The following is a 22348-nucleotide window of genomic DNA, read 5'->3' as shown; positions in this document are numbered from 1 at the left end:
TGTGAGAACATTACGGATTGGCATTGTCGGATTAGGCGGTATTGCGCAGAAGGCCTGGCTGCCGGTATTAACCAACACCGCCGGATGGACATTACAGGGCGCCTGGTCTCCTTCGCGGGATAAAGCCTTACGTATCTGCGAAAGCTGGCGCATACCGTATGTGGATTCGCTGGCGAATTTAGCGTCCGGCTGCGATGCGGTCTTCGTCCACTCCAGTACCGCAAGCCATTATGCCGTGGTCAGCGAACTTCTCAATGCCGGCGTCCATGTTTGCGTGGATAAACCGCTGGCGGAAAATCTACGTGATGCCGAACGGCTGGTGGCGCTGGCGGCGCAAAAAAAATTGACGCTGATGGTTGGCTTTAATCGCCGTTTCGCGCCGCTGTACCGCGAACTGAAGACGCGCCTCGGTACTGCGGCGTCACTGCGTATGGATAAACATCGTACCGATAGCGTCGGGCCGCACGACTTACGTTTTACTTTGCTCGATGACTATCTGCATGTCGTGGATACCGCTCTGTGGCTGGCGGGCGGCGAGGCGCGCCTTGCCAGCGGCACGTTGCTCACCAGCGAGTCCGGCGAAATGTGCTATGCGGAACATCATTTTTCCGCCGACAAACTACAAATTACCACCAGTATGCACCGGCGCGCCGGAAGTCAGCGTGAATCGGTCCAGGCCGTCACCGACGGCGGGCTGTATGACGTGACGGATATGCGTGAATGGCGCGAAGAGCGCGGGCAGGGTATTCTCATCAAACCCATTCCGGGTTGGCAAACGACGCTTGAACAGCGTGGTTTTGTCGGATGCGCGCGGCATTTCATTGACTGCGTACAAAATCAGACGGTTCCGGAAACGGCGGGGGAGCAGGCGATTTTGGCCCAGCGCGTCGTGGAGGCGCTGTGGCGGGACGCCATCAGCGAATAACCCTCTGTAACATCTGGCGGTAGTAATTCATCGTAATCCAGGTACTATACCCTCAATAATTCGAGTTGCAGAAAAGCTAACGCACATGCAGCTCGAAGTATGGCGGGTATATATGCCCACTCTACATAATACCTCTTTTCACAGTGAATAATGGCAAACCGTGGGGAGTCTGTAAGGCCTGATAAGACGTTTTAACGTCGCCGTCAGGCGCGGTGATACAGCCGGATACGGCAGAAGTTGCGTTATCCGGTCGATGGATCAGCCATGCAGGAGTTTTACGCCAGGGTCTGGAATACAAAAGAAATGAATTTATTGAAATCGCTGGCTGCCGTCAGCTCGATGACTATGTTTTCACGCGTGTTGGGCTTTGCCCGTGATGCGATTGTCGCCAGAATTTTTGGCGCAGGGATGGCGACCGACGCCTTTTTTGTGGCGTTTAAACTCCCCAACCTACTACGCCGGATCTTTGCCGAAGGCGCTTTTTCTCAGGCCTTTGTGCCTATCCTGGCGGAATATAAGAGCAAGCAGGGTGAAGAAGCGACGCGGATCTTTGTCGCTTACGTTTCCGGCCTGTTGACGCTGGCATTGGCCGTCGTGACGGTGGCCGGTATGCTGGCCGCCCCGTGGGTGATTATGGTAACCGCGCCGGGTTTTGCCGATACTGCGGATAAATTCGCGCTGACGACGCAACTGCTGCGGATTACGTTTCCCTATATTCTGCTGATCTCGCTGGCTTCACTGGTTGGCGCCATTCTCAACACCTGGAATCGCTTCTCTATTCCCGCTTTTGCGCCGACATTTCTTAATATCAGCATGATCGGTTTTGCATTATTCGCCGCGCCATACTTTAATCCGCCGGTGCTGGCGTTAGCCTGGGCAGTCACCGTCGGCGGCGTGCTGCAACTGGTGTATCAACTTCCGTATTTGAAAAAGATCGGTATGCTGGTGCTGCCGCGCATTAACTTTCGCGACACCGGGGCGATGCGGGTGGTCAAACAGATGGGGCCGGCGATTTTGGGCGTTTCCGTCAGTCAGATCTCCCTTATCATCAATACCATTTTCGCCTCGTTTCTGGCCTCCGGCTCGGTCTCATGGATGTACTATGCCGATCGGTTGATGGAGTTCCCGTCCGGCGTGCTGGGCGTGGCGTTGGGGACCATCCTGTTGCCGTCATTGTCGAAAAGCTTTGCCAGCGGCAATCATGATGAGTACTGCCGCCTGATGGACTGGGGGCTGCGTTTGTGCTTTTTACTGGCGTTGCCGAGCGCGGTAGCGTTAGGCATTCTGGCGAAGCCGCTGACGGTCTCGCTGTTTCAGTACGGTAAATTCACCGCCTTTGATGCGGCAATGACGCAGCGGGCGTTAATCGCCTATTCGGTGGGGCTGATTGGCTTGATCGTCGTAAAAGTGCTGGCTCCGGGCTTCTATTCTCGCCAGGATATTAAAACGCCGGTGAAAATCGCCATCGTGACGTTAATCATGACGCAGTTAATGAACCTGGCGTTTATTGGACCGCTGAAACACGCCGGGCTGTCGCTCTCTATTGGTCTGGCGGCATGTCTCAATGCGTCGCTGCTGTACTGGCAACTGCGCAAACAGAATATCTTTACGCCACAACCGGGCTGGATGTGGTTCCTGATGCGTCTGATCATTTCCGTACTGGTGATGGCCGCCGTATTGTTCGGCGTGTTGCATATTATGCCGGAGTGGTCGCAAGGGTCGATGTTATGGCGTTTGCTACGTTTGATGGCGGTAGTGATCGCGGGTATTGCGGCCTATTTCGCCGCGCTTGCCGTGCTGGGCTTTAAAGTGAAAGAGTTTGTTCGCCGGACGGCGTAAATTCAGTGCCTGATAGCGCTGTGCTATCAGGCCTACAAGGCATTCAGGCCGGAAAGGCGCAACGTCGCCATCCGGCAATGATTAGATAGAAATTTTTTTACCGCCGCGGTGAGAGACGGAAGTCTGACCGTCAGCCCCGTACAAGGTCGGCTCCTGGTGAGGTTTCAGCACCTCCAGCGCCTGTTGATTACGCTCGATTTGCCCTTCCAGCAGCCAGCCGTTGTGCTGGTTGAGGTCGCGAAGATGCTGCGTTTTTTCGGTAATCGCCTGCCAGCGCTCTGCAATGTCATCGTTTGCGCTACGCTGCGCGTTCTGCTCCAGACGGCGCTGTTGTTCCAGATAATCCAGCGTCGCCAGCAACGAGCTTTTTTCTTCTGTAATACGCTGTAGCTGGCTGCCGTTAATCTGGCCTACGGAAAGCTGTTGTTGCTCGGCGTCCATCACCGTCTTCAGGTCATTCAGGACGGTGGTCATCTGGTCAAGTATTTCTGACAAACGAGTCATACGCTTATTTACTCTGTAAGTAGCTCTGCGCCTCGCGAATGAGCGAGTCTGCTATTTTTCCCGTATCCATTTTTAACTCACCGTTACGGATAGCCGTTTTTAATGCTTCGACGCGTTCCATATTAATGTCGCTGACGCCTGGCTGCATGAGCTTCGCTTGCGCGTCGCTTAACGTTACGCTGGCGCTCGTCGCGGCGGACGTTTTTTCCTGACGCGTTTTTTGTACCGGCGTGTCGCTGGTTTCGCGCGTCTGGACAGTGCTAACGGGTTTCAAAGGTGAGGTACGGTCAATGCTCATTTATTTATCCTCATCGAGGGTTACGTTGTAGCGGCCAGCTACCATCATGGTTGAATATCTCATCGGCAGCCGCGACAAAATCTTTACACAATTATAGGTTAATAAGAATATTCCCATCAGAATCGACGGTTCCACTCACGATTTGACCCGATGTCATGCGCACGCGCGCATTTTGCGCGACGGCGGCATTATTCATCGCCTGACCTTCCGCATTGACGCTGAACCCCTCGCCATTGGCGATGACCTGTACTCGTTGCCCCGCTTTGACGCGCCAGGCCTGACGTATCATCGTAAGCTGTACCGGCTGCCCGGGTGCGAGATCGCGCAAACTGACGGCATCCTGAATCTGACGGATATCCAGTACCGTCCGCGGCGGTAACTGATCCAGCCTGCCACGTTTTAGCGTGACGTTGGCCGGCGTCAATTTTCCGCCGCGCGCGACGGGCGCGGCAACGGCGACATAATTGCCGGTCGCTTGCACATTCACCTGCAAATAACGTTTTTCATTGGCGCAGCGCGCCACCACATTGACGTTGCCCCACAGCTTCGCGCTGCCCGTCATGCTGAAGGCTGGCTGTTCGCAGCTCGGTAGCAGATTGGGCGATGAACGGAGCGTGACAACCACCTCGTCGCTGAAGCCAGCCAGACGCTGGGAAAACCACGTGGTCAGCTGGGCGTTGATGTCCTGCGCCATTGTCAGGGGGCTGAACAGCAAAGCCGCCACGGCGAATCCTCGTTTTAACGTTTGCATGGTACTTCCCCCTGGTTGATGTCATGACAGGATTCTACCCGTGTGAAGCAGGCATCAACGCAATAAATAGCGACGCATTTTGCGTTTATTCCGGCGATAACGCGCGCGTGAAGGCATTTAAGCTGTCGGCTGAATTTTGCCATTTGCGGAGGAGATATGCTCGACAGGCTCGATGCCGCCTTACGATTTCAGCAGGAAGCGCTAAATCTGCGCGCGCAACGTCAGGAAATATTAGCGGCGAATATCGCCAATGCCGATACGCCGGGGTATCAGGCGCGCGATATTGATTTTGCCAGTGAGTTAAAAAAGGTGATGGTGCGTGGACGGGAAGAAACCGGCGGCGTCGCGTTAACGTTGACTTCCTCTCACCATATTCCCGCCCAGGCGGTCTCTTCTCCCGCAGTGGATCTGCTTTACCGCGTACCCGATCAGCCTTCTTTGGATGGTAACACCGTAGATATGGACAGGGAACGTACGCAGTTTGCGGATAACAGTCTCAAATATCAGATGGGGCTTACCGTTCTGGGTAGCCAACTCAAAGGCATGATGAATGTGCTACAGGGAGGAAACTAATTCGTGGCGCTGTTAAACATTTTTGATATTGCCGGATCGGCGCTTGCCGCGCAGTCCAAGCGGTTGAACGTTGCGGCCAGTAACCTGGCGAATGCGGATAGCGTCACCGGCCCGGACGGACAGCCTTATCGCGCCAAACAGGTGGTTTTTCAGGTGGACGCCGCGCCGGGTCAAGCCACTGGCGGGGTAAAGGTCGCCAGCGTGATTGAAAGTCAGGCACCGGAAAAGCTGGTTTATGAGCCAGGCAATCCGCTGGCGGACGCTAATGGTTACGTCAAAATGCCCAACGTCGATGTGGTCGGCGAAATGGTCAACACGATGTCAGCCTCGCGCAGCTATCAGGCAAATATCGAAGTCCTGAATACCGTAAAAAGCATGATGCTTAAAACGCTGACATTAGGCCAGTAAAGGAGGCGCGTATGTCTATTGCCGTAAATATGAATGACCCGACCAACACGGGCGTCAAAACGACGACCGGCAGCGGGTCGATGACCGGAAGCAACGCTGCCGATCTGCAAAGCAGTTTCCTGACCTTACTGGTCGCGCAATTGAAGAACCAAGACCCGACTAACCCATTACAAAATAATGAGTTAACGACACAGTTGGCGCAAATCAGTACCGTGAGCGGCATTGAAAAACTGAATACGACGCTGGGGGCTATTTCCGGGCAAATCGATAATAGTCAGTCCCTACAGGCGACCACGCTGATTGGACATGGCGTTATGGTGCCTGGCACCACAATTCTGGCGGGTAAAGGCGCGGAAGAAGGGGCCGTGACGTCCACGACGCCGTTTGGCGTGGAATTGCAACAGCCTGCGGACAAAGTGACGGCAACCATTACCGATAAAGATGGCCGGGTGGTACGGACGCTGGAGATCGGTGAGTTGCGAGCCGGGGTACACACCTTTACCTGGGATGGTAAGCAAACGGACGGAACAACGGTACCGAATGGTTCTTACAACATTGCGATTACCGCCAGCAATGGCGGGACGCAACTGGTGGCGCAGCCGCTGCAATTCGCTCTGGTACAGGGCGTGACGAAGGGCAGTAACGGCAACCTGTTGGATCTGGGTACCTACGGCACCACCACACTCGACGAAGTTCGGCAAATAATCTAAGCCCTTACACTTATCAGGAGTCAGTCATGTCTTTTTCTCAAGCGGTTAGCGGCCTGAACGCTGCGGCCACCAACCTTGATGTTATCGGTAATAACATCGCCAACTCCGCCACCTATGGCTTTAAGTCCGGTACGGCATCATTTGCCGATATGTTCGCCGGTTCCAAAGTGGGGCTGGGCGTAAAAGTGGCGGGGATTACCCAGGATTTTACCGACGGTACGACAACGAACACCGGGCGCGGGCTGGATGTCGCGATTAGCCAGAACGGTTTTTTCCGCCTGGTAGACAGCAACGGTTCCGTGTTCTATAGCCGCAACGGCCAGTTCAAACTGGACGAGAACCGTAACCTGGTCAATATGCAGGGGATGCAGTTGACCGGCTATCCGGCCACCGGTACGCCGCCGACCATTCAGCAGGGGGCGAATCCTGCGCCGATCACCATTCCGAACACGCTGATGGCGGCGAAATCGACCACCACCGCGTCAATGCAGATCAACCTGAACTCAACGGACCCTGTACCGTCTAAAACGCCCTTTAGCGTGAGTGATGCGGATTCGTATAACAAAAAAGGCACCGTCACCGTTTATGACAGCCAGGGTAATGCCCATGACATGAACGTCTATTTTGTGAAAACCAAAGATAATGAATGGGCTGTGTACACCCATGACAGCAGCGATCCTGCAGCCACTGCGCCAACAACGGCGTCCACTACGCTGAAATTCAATGAAAACGGGATTCTGGAGTCTGGCGGTACGGTGAACATCACCACCGGTACGATTAATGGCGCGACAGCGGCCACCTTCTCCCTCAGCTTCCTTAACTCCATGCAGCAGAACACCGGGGCTAATAACATCGTCGCCACCAATCAAAACGGCTATAAGCCTGGCGACCTGGTGAGCTACCAGATTAACAATGATGGCACCGTGGTTGGCAACTACTCCAACGAGCAGGAGCAGGTGCTGGGGCAGATTGTGCTGGCTAACTTCGCCAATAACGAAGGTCTGGCATCCCAGGGCGATAACGTCTGGGCGGCGACGCAGGCTTCCGGGGTAGCGCTGCTGGGGACTGCCGGTTCCGGCAACTTCGGTAAGCTGACGAACGGCGCGCTGGAAGCCTCTAACGTGGATTTGAGTAAAGAGCTGGTGAATATGATCGTCGCGCAGCGTAACTACCAGTCGAATGCGCAGACCATCAAAACCCAGGACCAGATCCTCAATACGCTGGTTAACCTGCGCTAAGCGCCTGACGGGATAGCTTAATGGATCACGCAATTTATACCGCCATGGGGGCGGCCAGCCAGACGCTTAACCAGCAGGCGGTAACGGCCAGCAACCTGGCTAATGCCTCGACGCCGGGCTTTCGCGCGCAGCTTAACGCGTTACGCGCGGTGCCTGTTGATGGCCTCTCTTTAGCAACGCGCACGCTGGTTACGGCGTCGACGCCCGGGGCGGATATGACCCCGGGTCAGTTGGACTACACCTCCCGTCCGCTGGATGTCGCGTTACAGCAGGACGGCTGGCTGGTGGTGCAAGCGGCGGATGGCGCTGAAGGATATACCCGTAACGGGAATATCCAAGTGGGCCCGACCGGGCAGTTAACCATTCAGGGACATCCGGTTATCGGCGAAGGCGGCCCGATTACCGTTCCTGAAGGGTCGGAAATCACCATTGCGGCAGACGGCACGATCTCCGCGCTCAATCCCGGCGACCCGCCAAACACGGTGGCGCCCGTTGGGCGACTGAAGCTGGTCAAAGCGGAAGGCAATGAGGTGCAGCGGAGCGATGACGGTTTATTCCGCCTTACCGCCGAGGCACAGGCTGAACGCGGGGCGGTACTGGCCGCCGACCCGTCAATTCGCATTATGTCGGGCGTGCTGGAGGGCAGTAACGTCAAGCCGGTTGAAGCGATGACCGACATGATCGCCAACGCACGTCGTTTTGAAATGCAGATGAAGGTTATCACCAGCGTAGATGAGAACGAAGGGCGAGCTAACCAACTGCTGTCGATGAGTTAATACAGGACATTTTATGATCAGTTCATTATGGATCGCCAAAACCGGTCTGGACGCGCAGCAAACCAATATGGATGTGATTGCCAATAACCTGGCAAACGTCAGCACCAATGGTTTTAAGCGTCAGCGCGCGGTATTTGAAGATCTGTTGTATCAGACCATCCGCCAGCCGGGCGCGCAGTCGTCCGAGCAGACGACGCTGCCTTCCGGGCTACAAATCGGTACCGGCGTGCGTCCGGTCGCCACGGAGCGTCTGCACAGTCAGGGGAACCTGTCGCAGACCAACAACAGTAAAGATGTGGCGATTAAAGGGCAGGGCTTTTTCCAGGTCATGCTGCCGGACGGTACGTCTGCCTATACCCGCGACGGCTCTTTCCAGGTGGATCAGAATGGTCAACTGGTGACGGCGGGCGGTTTTCAGGTGCAGCCGGCAATCACCATTCCGGCCAACGCGTTAAGCATCACGATTGGCCGCGACGGCGTGGTCAGCGTTACCCAGCAGGGGCAGGCCGCGCCGGTTCAGGTCGGGCAGCTTAACCTGACCACCTTTATGAACGACACCGGTCTGGAAAGCATCGGCGAGAACCTCTATATCGAAACGCAATCGTCCGGCGCGCCGAACGAAAGCACGCCGGGGCTCAACGGCGCGGGGTTGTTGTATCAAGGGTATGTCGAAACGTCGAACGTTAACGTGGCGGAAGAGCTGGTGAACATGATTCAGGTTCAACGCGCCTATGAAATTAACAGTAAAGCAGTATCGACGACCGATCAGATGCTGCAGAAACTGACGCAACTCTAAGGGGCCGCCGGTGGGGGATACGCCACCGGCTCCCTGATTTTGAAGATGAAGGTAATGCAAAAATACGCGCTTCACGCTTACCCAGTTATGGCCCTGATGGTCGCGACGCTGACAGGATGCGCCTGGATACCCGCTAAACCGCTCGTGCAGGGGGCGACCACGGCGCAGCCGATACCTGGCCCGGTACCGGTGGCGAATGGCTCCATATTTCAGTCTGCGCAGCCGATTAATTATGGCTATCAGCCGCTTTTTGAAGATCGTCGACCGCGTAATATCGGCGATACGCTCACGATTGTGTTACAGGAAAACGTCAGCGCCAGTAAAAGCTCGTCGGCAAATGCCAGTCGCGACGGCAAAACCAGCTTTGGTTTTGATACGGTACCGCGTTATCTGCAGGGATTATTCGGTAATTCCCGCGCGGATATGGAGGCCTCCGGCGGCAACTCTTTTAATGGTAAAGGCGGCGCGAATGCCAGCAATACCTTTAGCGGCACGCTGACCGTGACCGTCGATCAGGTTCTGGCCAATGGCAATTTACACGTCGTGGGGGAAAAACAGATCGCGATTAATCAGGGAACGGAATTCATCCGCTTCTCCGGCGTGGTAAATCCACGCACCATCAGCGGCAGCAACTCCGTTCCCTCGACACAGGTGGCGGATGCGCGGATTGAATATGTCGGGAACGGCTATATTAACGAAGCGCAAAATATGGGCTGGCTGCAACGTTTCTTCCTTAATTTGTCGCCGATGTAAGCGAGGTGTATGTGTTTAAAGCTCTTGCAGGAATCGTTCTGGCACTGGTTGCCACTCTGGCGCATGCCGAGCGTATCCGGGATCTGACCAGTGTCCAGGGAGTACGGGAAAACTCGCTGATCGGCTACGGGCTGGTGGTCGGGCTGGACGGTACGGGCGACCAGACGACCCAGACGCCATTTACCACCCAGACGCTGAATAACATGCTGTCACAACTGGGGATTACGGTCCCCACCGGCACCAACATGCAGTTGAAAAACGTGGCGGCGGTGATGGTGACGGCGTCGTATCCGCCTTTTGCGCGACAGGGACAAACGATCGATGTCGTCGTTTCCTCAATGGGGAACGCTAAAAGTCTGCGTGGCGGGACGTTATTAATGACGCCGTTAAAAGGGGTGGACAGCCAGGTGTATGCTCTGGCGCAGGGCAATATTCTGGTCGGCGGCGCGGGCGCTTCCGCAGGCGGCAGTAGCGTGCAGGTTAACCAGCTTAATGGCGGGCGCATCACTAATGGCGCGATTATCGAACGCGAGTTGCCGACTCAGTTCGGCGCTGGCAACACCATTAATCTGCAATTGAACGACGAAGATTTTACGATGGCGCAGCAAATTACCGACGCCATCAACCGCGCCCGCGGTTACGGCAGCGCCACTGCGCTTGATGCGCGAACGGTACAGGTACGCGTGCCCAGCGGCAACAGCTCGCAGGTGCGTTTTCTGGCGGACATTCAAAATATGGAAGTCAACGTGACGCCGCAGGATGCAAAAGTCGTGATCAACTCGCGTACCGGTTCGGTGGTCATGAATCGGGAAGTCACGCTGGATAGCTGCGCTGTGGCGCAGGGCAATTTGTCAGTGACAGTCAATCGCCAGCTCAACGTCAACCAGCCGAATACGCCATTTGGCGGCGGGCAGACCGTGGTGACGCCACAGACTCAAATAGATTTGCGTCAGAGCGGCGGATCGCTACAGAGCGTGCGTTCCAGCGCCAATCTGAACAGCGTAGTGCGTGCGCTGAATGCGCTTGGCGCGACGCCGATGGACCTGATGTCGATTTTGCAGTCCATGCAGAGCGCGGGCTGTCTACGCGCCAAACTGGAAATCATCTGATGATCGGAGACGGTAAATTGCTGGCCAGCGCGGCCTGGGATGCGCAATCTCTGAACGAACTGAAAGCGAAAGCGGGCCAGGACCCGGCGGCGAATATCCGTCCTGTGGCCCGTCAGGTGGAAGGGATGTTTGTGCAGATGATGCTGAAAAGTATGCGCGAGGCTTTACCCAAAGATGGTTTATTCAGCAGCGATCAGACGCGTCTGTATACCAGCATGTATGACCAACAGATCGCCCAGCAGATGACCGCCGGTAAGGGATTGGGGCTGGCGGATATGATGGTTAAACAGATGACGGGCGGGCAGACGATGCCTGCAGATGATGCGCCGCAAGTACCGCTTAAATTCTCCCTGGAGACGGTAAACAGCTATCAAAATCAGGCGCTGACCCAACTGGTGCGCAAAGCCATACCGAAAACGCCGGACAGCAGCGATGCGCCGCTCTCCGGCGACAGTAAAGACTTTCTGGCCCGGCTTTCGCTCCCGGCGAGGCTGGCCAGCGAACAAAGCGGGGTGCCGCATCATCTGATTCTGGCGCAGGCGGCGCTGGAGTCCGGCTGGGGGCAACGGCAAATCCTGCGGGAGAATGGCGAACCCAGCTATAACGTATTTGGCGTGAAAGCGACCGCCAGTTGGAAAGGGCCGGTGACGGAAATCACCACCACTGAATACGAAAATGGCGAAGCGAAAAAAGTGAAAGCAAAATTCCGCGTCTATAACTCGTATCTGGAGGCGTTATCGGATTATGTCGCGCTGTTAACGCGTAACCCACGCTACGCTGCCGTGACCACTGCCGCCACGGCAGAGCAAGGCGCAGTGGCCCTGCAAAACGCCGGATACGCCACTGACCCGAATTACGCGCGTAAATTGACCAGCATGATTCAGCAGTTGAAAGCGATGAGTGAAAAGGTCAGCAAAACCTACAGCGCGAATCTCGACAATCTCTTTTAAATTGCTCAAGTCCACGTAGTCGCTGCCGATAACAACGAGTATTGAAGGATTAAAAGGAACCATCATGTCCAGCTTGATTAATCACGCCATGAGCGGACTTAACGCCGCGCAGGCCGCGTTAAATACGGTCAGTAATAACATCAACAATTATAACGTTGCGGGTTATACCCGGCAGACAACTATTCTGGCGCAGGCAAACAGTACGTTAGGGGCTGGCGGCTGGATAGGTAATGGCGTTTACGTTTCAGGCGTACAGCGCGAATATGATGCGTTTATCACTAATCAGCTACGCGGCGCGCAAAACCAGAGCAGCGGCTTAACCACGCGCTATGAACAAATGTCGAAAATCGACAACCTGCTGGCCGATAAATCCAGCTCACTGTCTGGTTCGTTGCAGAGTTTTTTTACCAGCCTGCAAACGTTAGTCAGTAATGCGGAAGATCCTGCGGCGCGTCAGGCGCTGATTGGTAAAGCGGAAGGGCTGGTAAACCAGTTCAAAACCACCGATCAGTATCTGCGCGATCAGGATAAACAGGTCAATATCGCGATTGGCTCCAGCGTGGCGCAAATCAACAATTACGCGAAGCAGATAGCTAACCTGAACGATCAAATCTCCCGTATGACGGGCGTAGGCGCGGGCGCATCGCCGAACGACCTGCTCGATCAGCGTGATCAGTTGGTCAGCGAGCTTAACAAGATCGTTGGCGTCGAGGTGAGTGTACAGGACGGCGGCACCTATAACCTGACGATGGCCAATGGCTATACGCTGGTGCAGGGGTCGACGGCGCGTCAGTTGGCGGCGGTTCCCTCCAGCGCCGACCCGACGCGAACGACTGTCGCTTATGTCGATGAGGCCGCCGGTAACATCGAAATTCCGGAAAAGTTGCTGAACACCGGTTCGCTCGGTGGATTACTGACGTTCCGTTCTCAGGATCTGGATCAGACTCGTAATACGCTGGGCCAGTTGGCGTTGGCGTTTGCCGATGCGTTTAACGCGCAGCATACCAAAGGTTATGACGCCGACGGCAATAAAGGGAAAGACTTCTTTAGCATTGGCTCGCCGGTGGTATATAGCAACAGTAATAATGCCGATAAAACGGTATCGCTAACCGCTAAGGTGGTCGACAGCACGAAGGTTCAGGCGACGGATTATAAGATTGTTTTTGACGGTACAGACTGGCAGGTTACTCGCACTGCGGATAACACCACCTTCACGGCGACAAAAGATGCTGACGGAAAACTGGAGATTGACGGTCTGAAAGTGACGGTAGGGACCGGCGCACAGAAAAACGACAGTTTTCTTCTCAAGCCGGTCAGCAATGCTATCGTCGACATGAACGTTAAAGTGACGAATGAAGCCGAGATTGCGATGGCGTCTGAGTCAAAACTCGATCCTGACGTGGATACCGGCGACAGCGATAACCGCAATGGTCAGGCATTGCTGGACTTACAAAACAGTAATGTAGTGGGCGGCAACAAAACTTTTAACGATGCTTACGCCACGTTGGTCAGCGATGTGGGTAACAAAACGTCAACGCTGAAAACCAGCAGCACCACGCAGGCGAATGTGGTTAAACAGCTTTATAAACAGCAACAGTCGGTTTCCGGCGTTAACCTCGACGAAGAGTACGGCAATTTGCAGCGTTATCAGCAGTATTATCTGGCGAATGCGCAAGTATTGCAGACCGCGAATGCGCTGTTTGATGCGTTACTGAATATTCGCTAAAGGAGAAGGATGACATGCGTATCAGTACCCAGATGATGTACGAACAAAATATGAGCGGCATCACTAATTCTCAGGCCGAATGGATGAAGCTGGGCGAGCAGATGTCTACCGGTAAGCGCGTTACCAACCCATCTGACGATCCGATCGCCGCGTCGCAGGCGGTAGTACTCTCTCAGGCGCAGGCGCAGAATAGCCAGTATGCCCTGGCGCGTACGTTTGCCACCCAAAAAGTGTCGCTGGAAGAAAGCGTACTCAGTCAGGTGACGACGGCGATTCAAACCGCGCAGGAAAAAATCGTCTATGCCGGAAACGGCACGTTAAGCGACGATGACCGCGCGTCGCTGGCGACGGATTTACAGGGGATCCGCGATCAGCTGATGAACCTGGCAAACAGCACTGACGGCAATGGTCGCTATATCTTTGCCGGGTATAAAACGGAAGCGGCGCCATTCGACCAGGCGACAGGTGGTTATCATGGCGGCGAGAAAAGTGTTACCCAGCAGGTGGATTCCGCACGCACGATGGTAATTGGCCATACGGGCGCGCAAATTTTTAATAGCATCACCAGCAATGCGGTGCCGGAACCGGATGGCTCGGACTCCGAAAAGAATCTGTTTGTCATGCTCGATACGGCAATTGCCGCACTCAAGACCCCGGTGGAAGGCAATGACGTGGAAAAAGAAAAGGCCGCTGCCGCCATTGATAAAACCAATCGCGGCTTAAAAAATTCGCTTAATAACGTCCTGACCGTTCGTGCGGAACTGGGAACGCAACTGAGCGAACTCAGTACGCTGGATTCACTGGGAAGCGATCGTGCGCTGGGACAGAAACTGCAGATGAGCAACCTGGTAGATGTGGACTGGAACTCGGTCATTTCCTCCTACGTCATGCAACAGGCGGCATTACAGGCGTCCTATAAAACGTTTACCGACATGCAGGGAATGTCGCTTTTCCAGTTGAACCGGTAACGCCTCTTTTTGAAACATATCACGAAACTGGATATGTTTTGTCTGCCCGCGCCATCCACCCCGGCGCGGGCATTTTTTTAGTCGTCATTGAGTTAGTGGTCATATTGTCGCGCCCGTAGCGACGCCATCCGTACGTATTATCCCGCCCGATCTCATAAACGCCTGGAGTGACTAAAAGACGCTATGGGGTGAGGCATCGCCCTGTAAGGGGCATAAAAAAGCCGACCTGGCGGTCGGCTTTGTATCAGCATTTACATCATTCTACCGGCTGTGGGCGTGTCGCCGGGGCGCTGGCATGACGTGTAGCGCTGTGTCCGCCTGCCGCGCCTTTACCTTCAAAGTGGAAGGAAGGGCGCTGCCAGTCGCTATGGTGCGGGGTTTCCGGCACATATTCCGGCGCTGGCGCACGCGTCATCGGCGCGCTGGCGTGATTATGATCGTCGTCAACGCAGACAACGTCCTGCGGCTTTTCCACCACCTGGGCCGGTGCGATAACGGTTTCTTCTGCCGTGTGCTCCACAACAGCCGCTTCCGCTTTTGTCCCTTCTTCTGGCTCGACAACGACAACATCAGCCACGTTTTCAGCCACCGTAATGGACGCGTCGGCGGTTTCTGCTACCGGTTCGGCGTCAGCAATAACCTCTTGCGCCACCGGCGTATCGCTTTCGGCAATCAGTTGCGGCTGTTCATCAACCGGCGCGGCAATGACTTCCGGATGCGTTGTCTCGACCTCGACGACTTCCGGCGCCTGTGGTTCGGCGACGGTCTGCGGCTCAACGGCAACGTTTTCTACCGCCTGTACCGACGCTTGTGGTTCTAACGCTACGGTCGCAGCGATAACCTGCGGTTCAGCGACAACCGGTTGTGGCAGCGCCAGATCTGCTTCACGCTGCTCTTCAACAACCTGCGTTTCCTGAGGACGGACAATCGGGTAGCGGATCCAGACTTTACCGGACGCCATTTCCGGCGACGCGCAGGCGACGGTTAGCGGCATCGGCGATTGTGTCGGGTAGCGCTCGTCACGATAGCGACGGCGACGCTGACCGCTTACGCGCAGGTGGCGCGGAGAACGGCGGGAGCGACGCGGCATACCGGTATTATCGCGAGGTTCTACGCTATCATCCTGCTCCGGCGCGATATCGGCGACGACAGGTAAATCAACTTTCGCCAACTCGGTACGCGGCGCTGGAACGGGCTGTTCAACGTTTTCAACCGGGCGTGGTTCGTCGACGACGACCGGCGTGTCAACCGTTTCAACCACTGCGCTGTTGGTAAAGCGGACTTTCTGATTAAGCTGGCGTTGCTTGCGGCGCGGCTGAACCTGCTGAACGCGTTCTTCCTGCTCGGTCTCCTGGACAGGTTGTTCTTCGCGGTTAAGCGCTTTTACTTCCTGCTGCGCCTGGCGCTTGTCATCATTGCGGCGGCGGCTGCGTTCGCGACGCGGCGTCTGTTGCTGCTCATCGCCGGTTTTCACTTTTTCCGCCGTTTCCTGCTGGCGGGTATCGCGCGTTTCCGCATTTTGCTGCTGCGCCTGGCGACGGTTACGACGATTATCGTCGCGGCTCTCGCCGCCGTCACGTCCGGCACGGTTATCACGGGTGTCGCGGCGTTCGTTACGATCGCGACGGTTGTTCTGCCGTGGCTTGCGACGATCCTGCTGACGCTCCGCTTTTTCTTCCGCTTTCGGCGCGGCTGTTTCGACGGCTTTCGTTTCTTCACCGCTGAACAGTTGTTTCAGCGCGTTTAGGAAGCGGCTAAACAGACCCGGCTGGGCAGGCTGCGCGGCGGCAACATTATCCTTTTTCGCCGTGGCGACGCTAACCGCCGGTTCGACAGGCGTCGGCGCCGGAGGCACATCTGGCATAGCGAATGTCGCCAGCGCAGGCTGTTCCGGGCGTTTACGCTCGGCGTACTCTTCTTCAGAAGGCAGCGCCATCGCTTCTTCGTGCAGCTTCGGCAGCATGTAGCTCAGGGTCGGCGTTTCTTCCCCTTTGCGTACGCGCAGCACGGAATAGTGCGGCGTTTCCATCTGATCGTTCGGGACGATGACACAGCGGACGCCATCCTGACGCGTCTCAATAGCGTTAACTGCCGTCCGTTTTTCGTTAAGCAGATAAGAGGCGATCGGCACCGGAACAATGGCATGGACTTCCTGCGTATTCTCTTTCAGCGCTTCTTCTTCAATCAGGCGCAGAATGGACAGCGACAGAGATTCGTTATCGCGCACGGTGCCGGTACCGCTACAGCGCGGACACACGTGATGGCTGGATTCGCCCAGCGACGGGCTCAGGCGCTGACGAGACATTTCGAGCAGGCCGAAGCGGGAAATATGGCTAATCTGAATACGCGCCCGGTCCTGACGCACCGCTTCACGCAGACGGTTTTCTACCGCGCGCTGGTGACGTACCGGCGTCATATCGATAAAGTCGATAACGATCAGGCCGCCCAGGTCGCGCAGACGCAACTGGCGGGCAATCTCATCGGCCGCTTCCAGGTTGGTATTAAACGCCGTTTCTTCGATATCGCCGCCGCGAGTCGCGCGGGCGGAGTTGATATCGATGGCGGTTAACGCTTCGGTACTGTCAATGACGATGGAGCCGCCGGAGGGCAGGCGCACTTCACGCTGGAACGCTGACTCGATCTGCGATTCGATCTGGTAATGGCTGAACAACGGGATTTCACCGGTGTACAGCTTAATTTTGCTGCTAAAATCCGGGCGGCCCAACGCGGCGATATGCTGACGCGCCATTTCCATCACTTTTGGATTGTCGATCAGGATTTCACCGATATCCTGACGCAGATAGTCGCGAAACGCGCGTACGATGACGTTGCTTTCCTGATGGATCAGGAACGGCGCGGGACGGCTTTCAGCGGCTTTCTGAATGGCTTCCCAGTGTTTCAGGCGGAAGCTTAAATCCCACTGCAACGCTTCGGCGGATTTACCCACGCCTGCGGTACGCACGATAAGCCCCATTCCTTCAGGAAGTTCCAGGCTGGCCAACGCTTCTTTTAACTCGGTACGATCGTCGCCTTCAATGCGACGGGAAATACCACCCGCGCGCGGGTTATTCGGCATCAGTACCAGGTAGCTGCCCGCCAGACTGATAAAGGTGGTTAACGCCGCGCCTTTGTTGCCGCGCTCTTCTTTATCGATTTGAACAATGACTTCCTGGCCTTCGCGTAACACGTCTTTAATGTTCGGGCGACCATGAGCGCTGTAGTTAGCGGGGAAATATTCGCGGGCAATTTCTTTTAACGGGAGGAAACCGTGGCGTTCTGCACCGTAATCAACAAAAGCCGCTTCCAGGCTCGGTTCAATACGGGTAATTTTGCCTTTATAGATGTTCGCTTTTTTCTGCTCGTGTCCGGGGCTTTCTATATCCAGATCGTACAGACGCTGCCCATCTACAAGGGCGACGCGCAACTCTTCCTGCTGAGTCGCGTTGATTAACATTCTTTTCATCGTAACTTACTCATTATTCTTACGTTGACGACTAAGCTGCGGGCATGGTGACGCCTTACCGGGCATGAACCGATGGCCTCGTGACTATTTCGCGTCGCCAACCTCACGGTTATCGTCAGCTCAAAGAGGCGCAGAGTGTCGGTTGCCTGTATTTCATACGGAAACACAGCGCAATTATCAGGGAAGCAGCCTGGGCATTACTCTCCAGAGAAGATCCTATCTACCGGTAAGGACTGCAACCCGCAGCCCGCTAACTGTCTGAAAAATCAATACGTCTTACGCCATTGCTGCGTTGATGATCGGTCAGACAAAATGGGTTATTCCGCTAAACTTTTTGTTTTAACAAGTTTCGGTGCGGAAACCGCATCATTATTCCACTGCTAACCTTGTTATAGCAAGATGACTTTTACCATTTATCACCCGCTTACTCACAGTTTTTTCACCAGCGTGAGCCAATCGCTTTAATAACCAGCAAAACCGCAGTGAAAAATGTTCATCCGCTGGCGTAGACGTCTCTATAAGCATAGAAAAATGTGTGGCGCGAATCTCACAGGCTATTTAGAATCGCCCCCCATGAAAACAGAAACGCCATCCGTAAAAATTGTTGCTATCGCCGCTGACGAAGCGGGGCAACGCATTGATAACTTTTTGCGCACCCAACTGAAAGGGGTACCAAAAAGTATGATTTATCGCATCTTGCGTAAAGGCGAGGTGCGGGTGAACAAAAAACGCATTAAACCGGAATACAAACTGGAAGCGGGTGATGAAGTCCGCATTCCGCCGGTTCGCGTTGCTGAACGCGAAGAAGAGGCCGTGTCGCCGCATTTGCAAAAAGTGGCGGCGTTGGCGGACGTCATTTTGTATGAAGACGACCATATTCTGGTGCTGAATAAGCCTTCCGGCACCGCCGTACACGGCGGGAGCGGGTTAAGTTTTGGCGTCATCGAAGGGCTGCGGGCGTTGCGTCCGGAAGCGCGATTCCTGGAACTGGTGCATCGTCTTGACCGCGATACCTCCGGCGTGCTGTTGGTGGCGAAAAAACGCTCCGCGCTGCGTTCGCTGCATGAGCAACTGCGCGAAAAGGGAATGCAGAAAGATTATCTGGCGCTGGTGCGAGGCCAGTGGCAATCGCACGTTAAAACCGTACAGGCGCCATTATTAAAGAACATTCTGCAAAGCGGCGAACGCATTGTCCGCGTGAGCCAGGAAGGTAAACCGTCAGAAACGCGCTTCAAGGTGGAAGAGCGCTATGCCTTCGCCACGCTGGTGCGCTGTAGCCCGGTCACGGGCCGTACGCATCAGATTCGCGTCCATACCCAATATGCCGGTCACCCTATTGCGTTTGACGATCGCTACGGCGACCGTGAGTTTGATCAACAGCTTACCGAAGCGGGAACCGGTCTTAAACGTCTCTTTCTGCACGCCGCGGCGTTGAAGTTCACGCATCCGGGAACGGGCGAAGTCATGCGCATTGAAGCGCCAATGGATAACGCCCTGAAGCGCTGTCTGCAGGTGCTGCGTAACGCAAAATAGTTCCTCTCTCGGGCAGGTTATCTGCCCGAATCTCACTTTTCTCATAATATTTTTGTTTTGCTGTATCCGACGCATTTTTACCGTTGTGTACTGTTTATTCTTGCGATCCGGATTTCGGCGTGTTTAAGGACGAACAGATGGCCAATACTAGCTGGATGCGCTCATTTACTCAGCGTTGGGGAAAATACGTTATCGTGCCGTTCGTTATCGCGATGTTGGCCGGTTGCGAAGGGAAGGGCGATAGTTCACGACGGGCTTTCGTTGAGTATTTGAATACGCAAGTCATTACGTCTCCCGTGGTGGGCGTCTGTGAGTTGACGCCAGCCCAACGTCAGGCTTTTGGTCATTACGCCGATGACTACGATGTACTATTAGCTGCCTACGGGCAAATCTTTGCTGTGGTGTATGAGACCGGCCAGGAGGATAAGATCACCGGTGTTATCCAGTCTGAGCGTGATAATCTGGTTTTCCTGAACGAGCTACGTGTGGCTCGTGACGTAAACAATCGATTTATCCTTCGGTTGAAAAATGTGAGTAGTGAAAACAGAAAAAAATATTCTGCTTTAAAGCTCCCCTCTGATGTGAAGCCTGTCTTTGACGCTGCGTGGAATAAAACCGTAACACCGCTGGATGAGACGATGACTCGCTATTATTTTCTGCGCGGAAAGCGGCTCGACCAACTGGTCGCAATGGGCGAGTTTCTGCAAAAACAGGGAAATAAAGTCCGCTTTGAAACGAATGGAAAAGCGGTTTTTGCCGACCTGGCAGCAAAAGAACACTTTCAGGATCAACAATTTAATTTTTTCATTACGCAGAATGATATAAACCATCTTACTCAGCAGATGGTTGAATTTATAAATAGTCAACAAGATGCGGCTGATGCTGGCGGCGTTAATTAAAGGAATGTGTCGTGAGGTGAAGCAATGTTAGGGGGGGCGTAAACTCATCGCGAGATGAAATTTAACGAGTCGCAAGGGGAAGGTTTCAGGACAGTAAACGTCCTGAGAGTTGCTCGCGAGAAGAAGTTCGTAAGCCGCTTTTGACGCCGTAGAGCGCGTCAGGCGAGTATTGAGAACATGTGTTTTTACAAAACTGAACTGAGATGGGGAATTCATTAACGCGCACGTACACCGCTGTTGAAACCCTATGGGATAAAACGCACCGTACATCGGTTCGTAATGCCAATGCTTTTTTTCTGATCGGTGAATGGATTGACCAGGAAACGGGCCCGCACGAAGAGAGTGAAGATCGGCAGGCGCTAAATTGTTCACAACAAGCGCTTTCCAGTTGGTTAGAACTGGAAGCGGTCGAAACTGCTCCCCAATAAACGGGAGATAACTACCAACACGTGCAGAAACGGCTTTTAGCGGTATTTGAAAAGCCTACAGAATATCCGTTTACTGCTGTAGCGGGTTGAAGCCCTCCCGTCGCAGCATCTGGCACAGGGCAATAAGCGGCAAGCCGATCAGCGTGTTCGGATCGCGGCCCTCCAGGCGCTCAAATAATGCAATGCCTAAACCTTCGCTTTTAAAACTTCCCGCGCAGTGCAGCGGATGCTCTTTACGGACATAGTCGTCTATTTCCGCTTCGCTTAAATGGCGAAAATGAACGTCAAAAGGCTCCACTTCGGTTTGTAAGTGCCCGGAGGCGGAGTTATACAGTGCCAGTCCGGTATAAAACGTCACAATATTTCCGCTGGCTTTGGCTAATTGCTGACGCGCTTTTTCTTCCGTCAGCGGTTTGCCGGTGATTTCGCCGTCCAGAACACAAATTTGGTCGGAGCCAATAATCAAATGATTCGGGAAACGCGCGGCGAGCGATTGCGCCTTCGCCTGCGCCAGCCGCAGCACCAACTGACGCGGCGCTTCGCCCGGCATGGGGGTTTCATCAACATCCGGCGCGGCGCATTCGAAAGGAATCGTCAGCTTTTCCAGCAGCGCGCGACGCCAGGGAGAGGTAGACGCAAGGATGAGACGGGGCATATTTTTTCCCTCAGATATAGCGTAATGATGAGAGCCATCTTAAACTATGCTCTTCGGTCTTCAAGCCTGTCATACTGACTCGTCTTGAGCGAAAATAAGTCTGTAACCCGCAATGTGTGCGAATTATTGGCAAAAGGCAACCGCAGGCTGCCTTTTTCTTTGACTATATGACGTTACGAAGTTAATATGCGCGCCCTATGCAAAAGGTAAAATTACCCCTGACTCTTGATCCGGTTCGTACCGCTCAAAAACGCCTTGATTACCAGGGTATCTATACCCCCGATCAGGTTGAGCGCGTTGCCGAATCTGTAGTCAGTGTGGACAGTGATGTGGAATGCTCCATGTCGTTCGCTATCGATAACCAGCGTCTCGCCGTTTTGACCGGCGATGCGGTCGTTACGGTGTCGCTCGAATGCCAGCGTTGCGGGAAACCGTTTACCCATCAGGTTCACACAATGTATTGTTTTAGCCCTGTCCGTTCCGACGAGCAGGCTGAAGCACTGCCGGAAGCGTATGAGCCGATTGAGGTAAACGAATTCGGCGAAATCGATCTGCTGGCGACGGTTGAAGATGAAATCATCCTCGCCTTGCCGGTAGTTCCGGTGCATGATTCTGAACACTGTGAAGTGTCCGAGGCGGACATGGTCTTTGGCGAACTGCCTGATGAAGCGCAAAAGCCAAACCCATTTGCCGTATTAGCCAGCTTAAAGCGTAAGTAATAGGTCTTCCCCGCGGACGCAGGGATAAACCGTAATTGAGGAGTAAGGTCCATGGCCGTACAACAGAATAAACCAACCCGTTCCAAACGTGGCATGCGTCGTTCCCATGACGCTCTGACCGCAGTCACCAGCCTGTCTGTAGACAAAACTTCTGGTGAAAAACACCTGCGTCACCACATCACTGCCGACGGTTACTACCGCGGCCGTAAGGTCATCGCTAAGTAATCGCGCGATACTCGATGCCTTTTGCATCACAGGCGTGCCTGTGGTGTAAAAGCCGAAGAGTACAAGCGTGATAAAGCTTAGTGAGGATTTCTCCGCGTAAGC

At 54.6% G+C, this 22348-nt stretch carries 23 protein-coding genes; 18 read left to right on the top strand and 5 right to left on the bottom strand.

The window, feature by feature from the left end; translation table 11 throughout:
• The first annotated feature begins 1 nt into the window (after window position 1).
• Window positions 2-925: a Gfo/Idh/MocA family protein gene (locus ACLJPQ_RS01085; protein ID WP_001259728.1), complete on the top strand. Its 924-nt coding sequence runs from the start codon at window positions 2-4 to the stop codon at window positions 923-925.
• A gap of 303 nt (window positions 926-1228) precedes the next feature.
• Complete coding sequence (gene murJ, locus ACLJPQ_RS01080) at window positions 1229-2764, top strand: murein biosynthesis integral membrane protein MurJ (RefSeq protein WP_001537775.1); 1536 nt, start codon at window positions 1229-1231, stop codon at window positions 2762-2764.
• Window positions 2765-2845: 81 nt separating this feature from the next.
• Here murJ and flgN read toward each other — a convergent pair whose 3' ends face one another.
• The 3 genes from flgN to flgA form a co-directional block, all read right to left on the bottom strand.
• Entirely contained in the window at window positions 2846-3268 is a 423-nt protein-coding gene (flgN, locus tag ACLJPQ_RS01075) for a flagella biosynthesis chaperone FlgN (RefSeq protein ID WP_000197547.1), read from the bottom strand.
• 4 nt (window positions 3269-3272) lie between these two features.
• Complete coding sequence (gene flgM, locus ACLJPQ_RS01070) at window positions 3273-3566, bottom strand: flagellar biosynthesis anti-sigma factor FlgM (protein WP_000020893.1); 294 nt, start codon at window positions 3564-3566, stop codon at window positions 3273-3275.
• A gap of 91 nt (window positions 3567-3657) precedes the next feature.
• Window positions 3658-4317 (bottom strand): flagellar basal body P-ring formation chaperone FlgA, encoded by a 660-nt coding sequence (gene flgA, locus ACLJPQ_RS01065; RefSeq protein WP_001194086.1) that lies wholly within the window; start codon window positions 4315-4317, stop codon window positions 3658-3660.
• 156 nt (window positions 4318-4473) lie between these two features.
• Between flgA and flgB the strand changes: the two genes are divergently transcribed.
• The 11 genes from flgB to flgL all read left to right on the top strand — a co-directional run bounded on the left by flgB (window position 4474) and on the right by flgL (window position 14324).
• Window positions 4474-4890: a flagellar basal body rod protein FlgB gene (gene flgB, locus ACLJPQ_RS01060; RefSeq protein WP_000887043.1), complete on the top strand. Its 417-nt coding sequence runs from the start codon at window positions 4474-4476 to the stop codon at window positions 4888-4890.
• A gap of 3 nt (window positions 4891-4893) precedes the next feature.
• On the top strand, window positions 4894-5298 hold the full coding sequence (gene flgC / locus ACLJPQ_RS01055) for a flagellar basal body rod protein FlgC (protein ID WP_001196448.1): 405 nt from the start codon (window positions 4894-4896) through the stop codon (window positions 5296-5298).
• 11 nt (window positions 5299-5309) lie between these two features.
• A complete protein-coding gene (gene flgD / locus ACLJPQ_RS01050; RefSeq protein WP_000020450.1) occupies window positions 5310-6008 on the top strand; it encodes a flagellar hook assembly protein FlgD in 699 nt (232 codons plus the stop codon).
• Window positions 6009-6034: 26 nt separating this feature from the next.
• Window positions 6035-7246, top strand: a complete 1212-nt coding sequence (gene flgE, locus ACLJPQ_RS01045; RefSeq protein ID WP_000010567.1) for a flagellar hook protein FlgE — start codon at window positions 6035-6037, stop codon at window positions 7244-7246.
• Between the two features lie 20 nt (window positions 7247-7266).
• Window positions 7267-8022: a flagellar basal body rod protein FlgF gene (locus tag ACLJPQ_RS01040; RefSeq protein WP_000349278.1), complete on the top strand. Its 756-nt coding sequence runs from the start codon at window positions 7267-7269 to the stop codon at window positions 8020-8022.
• A gap of 13 nt (window positions 8023-8035) precedes the next feature.
• Window positions 8036-8818: a flagellar basal-body rod protein FlgG gene (flgG, locus tag ACLJPQ_RS01035; protein ID WP_000625851.1), complete on the top strand. Its 783-nt coding sequence runs from the start codon at window positions 8036-8038 to the stop codon at window positions 8816-8818.
• A gap of 54 nt (window positions 8819-8872) precedes the next feature.
• Window positions 8873-9571: a flagellar basal body L-ring protein FlgH gene (gene flgH / locus ACLJPQ_RS01030; RefSeq protein WP_001174897.1), complete on the top strand. Its 699-nt coding sequence runs from the start codon at window positions 8873-8875 to the stop codon at window positions 9569-9571.
• A gap of 11 nt (window positions 9572-9582) precedes the next feature.
• Window positions 9583-10680: a flagellar basal body P-ring protein FlgI gene (locus ACLJPQ_RS01025; protein WP_001518955.1), complete on the top strand. Its 1098-nt coding sequence runs from the start codon at window positions 9583-9585 to the stop codon at window positions 10678-10680.
• A complete protein-coding gene (flgJ, locus tag ACLJPQ_RS01020; RefSeq protein WP_000578680.1) occupies window positions 10680-11630 on the top strand; it encodes a flagellar assembly peptidoglycan hydrolase FlgJ in 951 nt (316 codons plus the stop codon). Before ACLJPQ_RS01025 ends, flgJ begins: the two co-directional genes overlap by 1 nt.
• 64 nt (window positions 11631-11694) lie before the next feature.
• Window positions 11695-13356, top strand: a complete 1662-nt coding sequence (gene flgK, locus ACLJPQ_RS01015) for a flagellar hook-associated protein FlgK (protein ID WP_000096425.1) — start codon at window positions 11695-11697, stop codon at window positions 13354-13356.
• Between the two features lie 14 nt (window positions 13357-13370).
• Window positions 13371-14324 carry a flagellar hook-associated protein FlgL gene (gene flgL / locus ACLJPQ_RS01010; RefSeq protein ID WP_001223032.1) on the top strand — a complete coding sequence of 318 codons (954 nt, stop codon included), beginning with the start codon at window positions 13371-13373 and terminating at the stop codon, window positions 14322-14324.
• 256 nt (window positions 14325-14580) lie between these two features.
• Here the strand turns inward: flgL and rne are convergent, their stop codons facing one another.
• Window positions 14581-17787: a ribonuclease E gene (gene rne, locus ACLJPQ_RS01005; RefSeq protein ID WP_052894948.1), complete on the bottom strand. Its 3207-nt coding sequence runs from the start codon at window positions 17785-17787 to the stop codon at window positions 14581-14583.
• Between the two features lie 573 nt (window positions 17788-18360).
• On the opposite strand from rne, the gene rluC reads away from it, so the two are divergent.
• The 3 genes from rluC (at window position 18361) to ACLJPQ_RS00990 (ending at window position 20647) form a co-directional block, all read left to right on the top strand.
• Window positions 18361-19320 carry a 23S rRNA pseudouridine(955/2504/2580) synthase RluC gene (rluC, locus tag ACLJPQ_RS01000; protein ID WP_000846319.1) on the top strand — a complete coding sequence of 320 codons (960 nt, stop codon included), beginning with the start codon at window positions 18361-18363 and terminating at the stop codon, window positions 19318-19320.
• A 155-nt stretch (window positions 19321-19475) separates the two neighbouring features.
• Complete coding sequence (locus ACLJPQ_RS00995; protein ID WP_077908724.1) at window positions 19476-20219, top strand: DUF3053 domain-containing protein; 744 nt, start codon at window positions 19476-19478, stop codon at window positions 20217-20219.
• A gap of 203 nt (window positions 20220-20422) precedes the next feature.
• Window positions 20423-20647, top strand: a complete 225-nt coding sequence (locus tag ACLJPQ_RS00990; protein WP_000528431.1) for a hypothetical protein — start codon at window positions 20423-20425, stop codon at window positions 20645-20647.
• Between the two features lie 70 nt (window positions 20648-20717).
• Here ACLJPQ_RS00990 and ACLJPQ_RS00985 read toward each other — a convergent pair whose 3' ends face one another.
• Window positions 20718-21302: a Maf family protein gene (locus ACLJPQ_RS00985; RefSeq protein ID WP_001137605.1), complete on the bottom strand. Its 585-nt coding sequence runs from the start codon at window positions 21300-21302 to the stop codon at window positions 20718-20720.
• Between the two features lie 197 nt (window positions 21303-21499).
• On the opposite strand from ACLJPQ_RS00985, the gene yceD reads away from it, so the two are divergent.
• Window positions 21500-22021 (top strand): 23S rRNA accumulation protein YceD, encoded by a 522-nt coding sequence (gene yceD / locus ACLJPQ_RS00980; RefSeq protein WP_080184892.1) that lies wholly within the window; start codon window positions 21500-21502, stop codon window positions 22019-22021.
• 51 nt (window positions 22022-22072) lie between these two features.
• Window positions 22073-22246 carry a 50S ribosomal protein L32 gene (gene rpmF / locus ACLJPQ_RS00975; RefSeq protein WP_000290727.1) on the top strand — a complete coding sequence of 58 codons (174 nt, stop codon included), beginning with the start codon at window positions 22073-22075 and terminating at the stop codon, window positions 22244-22246.
• Window positions 22247-22348: the final 102 nt, after the last annotated feature.

This window comes from Salmonella sp. SAL04213 (genome assembly GCF_046550535.1).
GTDB classification, from domain to species: Bacteria; Pseudomonadota; Gammaproteobacteria; order Enterobacterales; family Enterobacteriaceae; genus Salmonella; species Salmonella enterica.
This window is presented reverse-complemented; position numbering and strand designations above follow the sequence as displayed.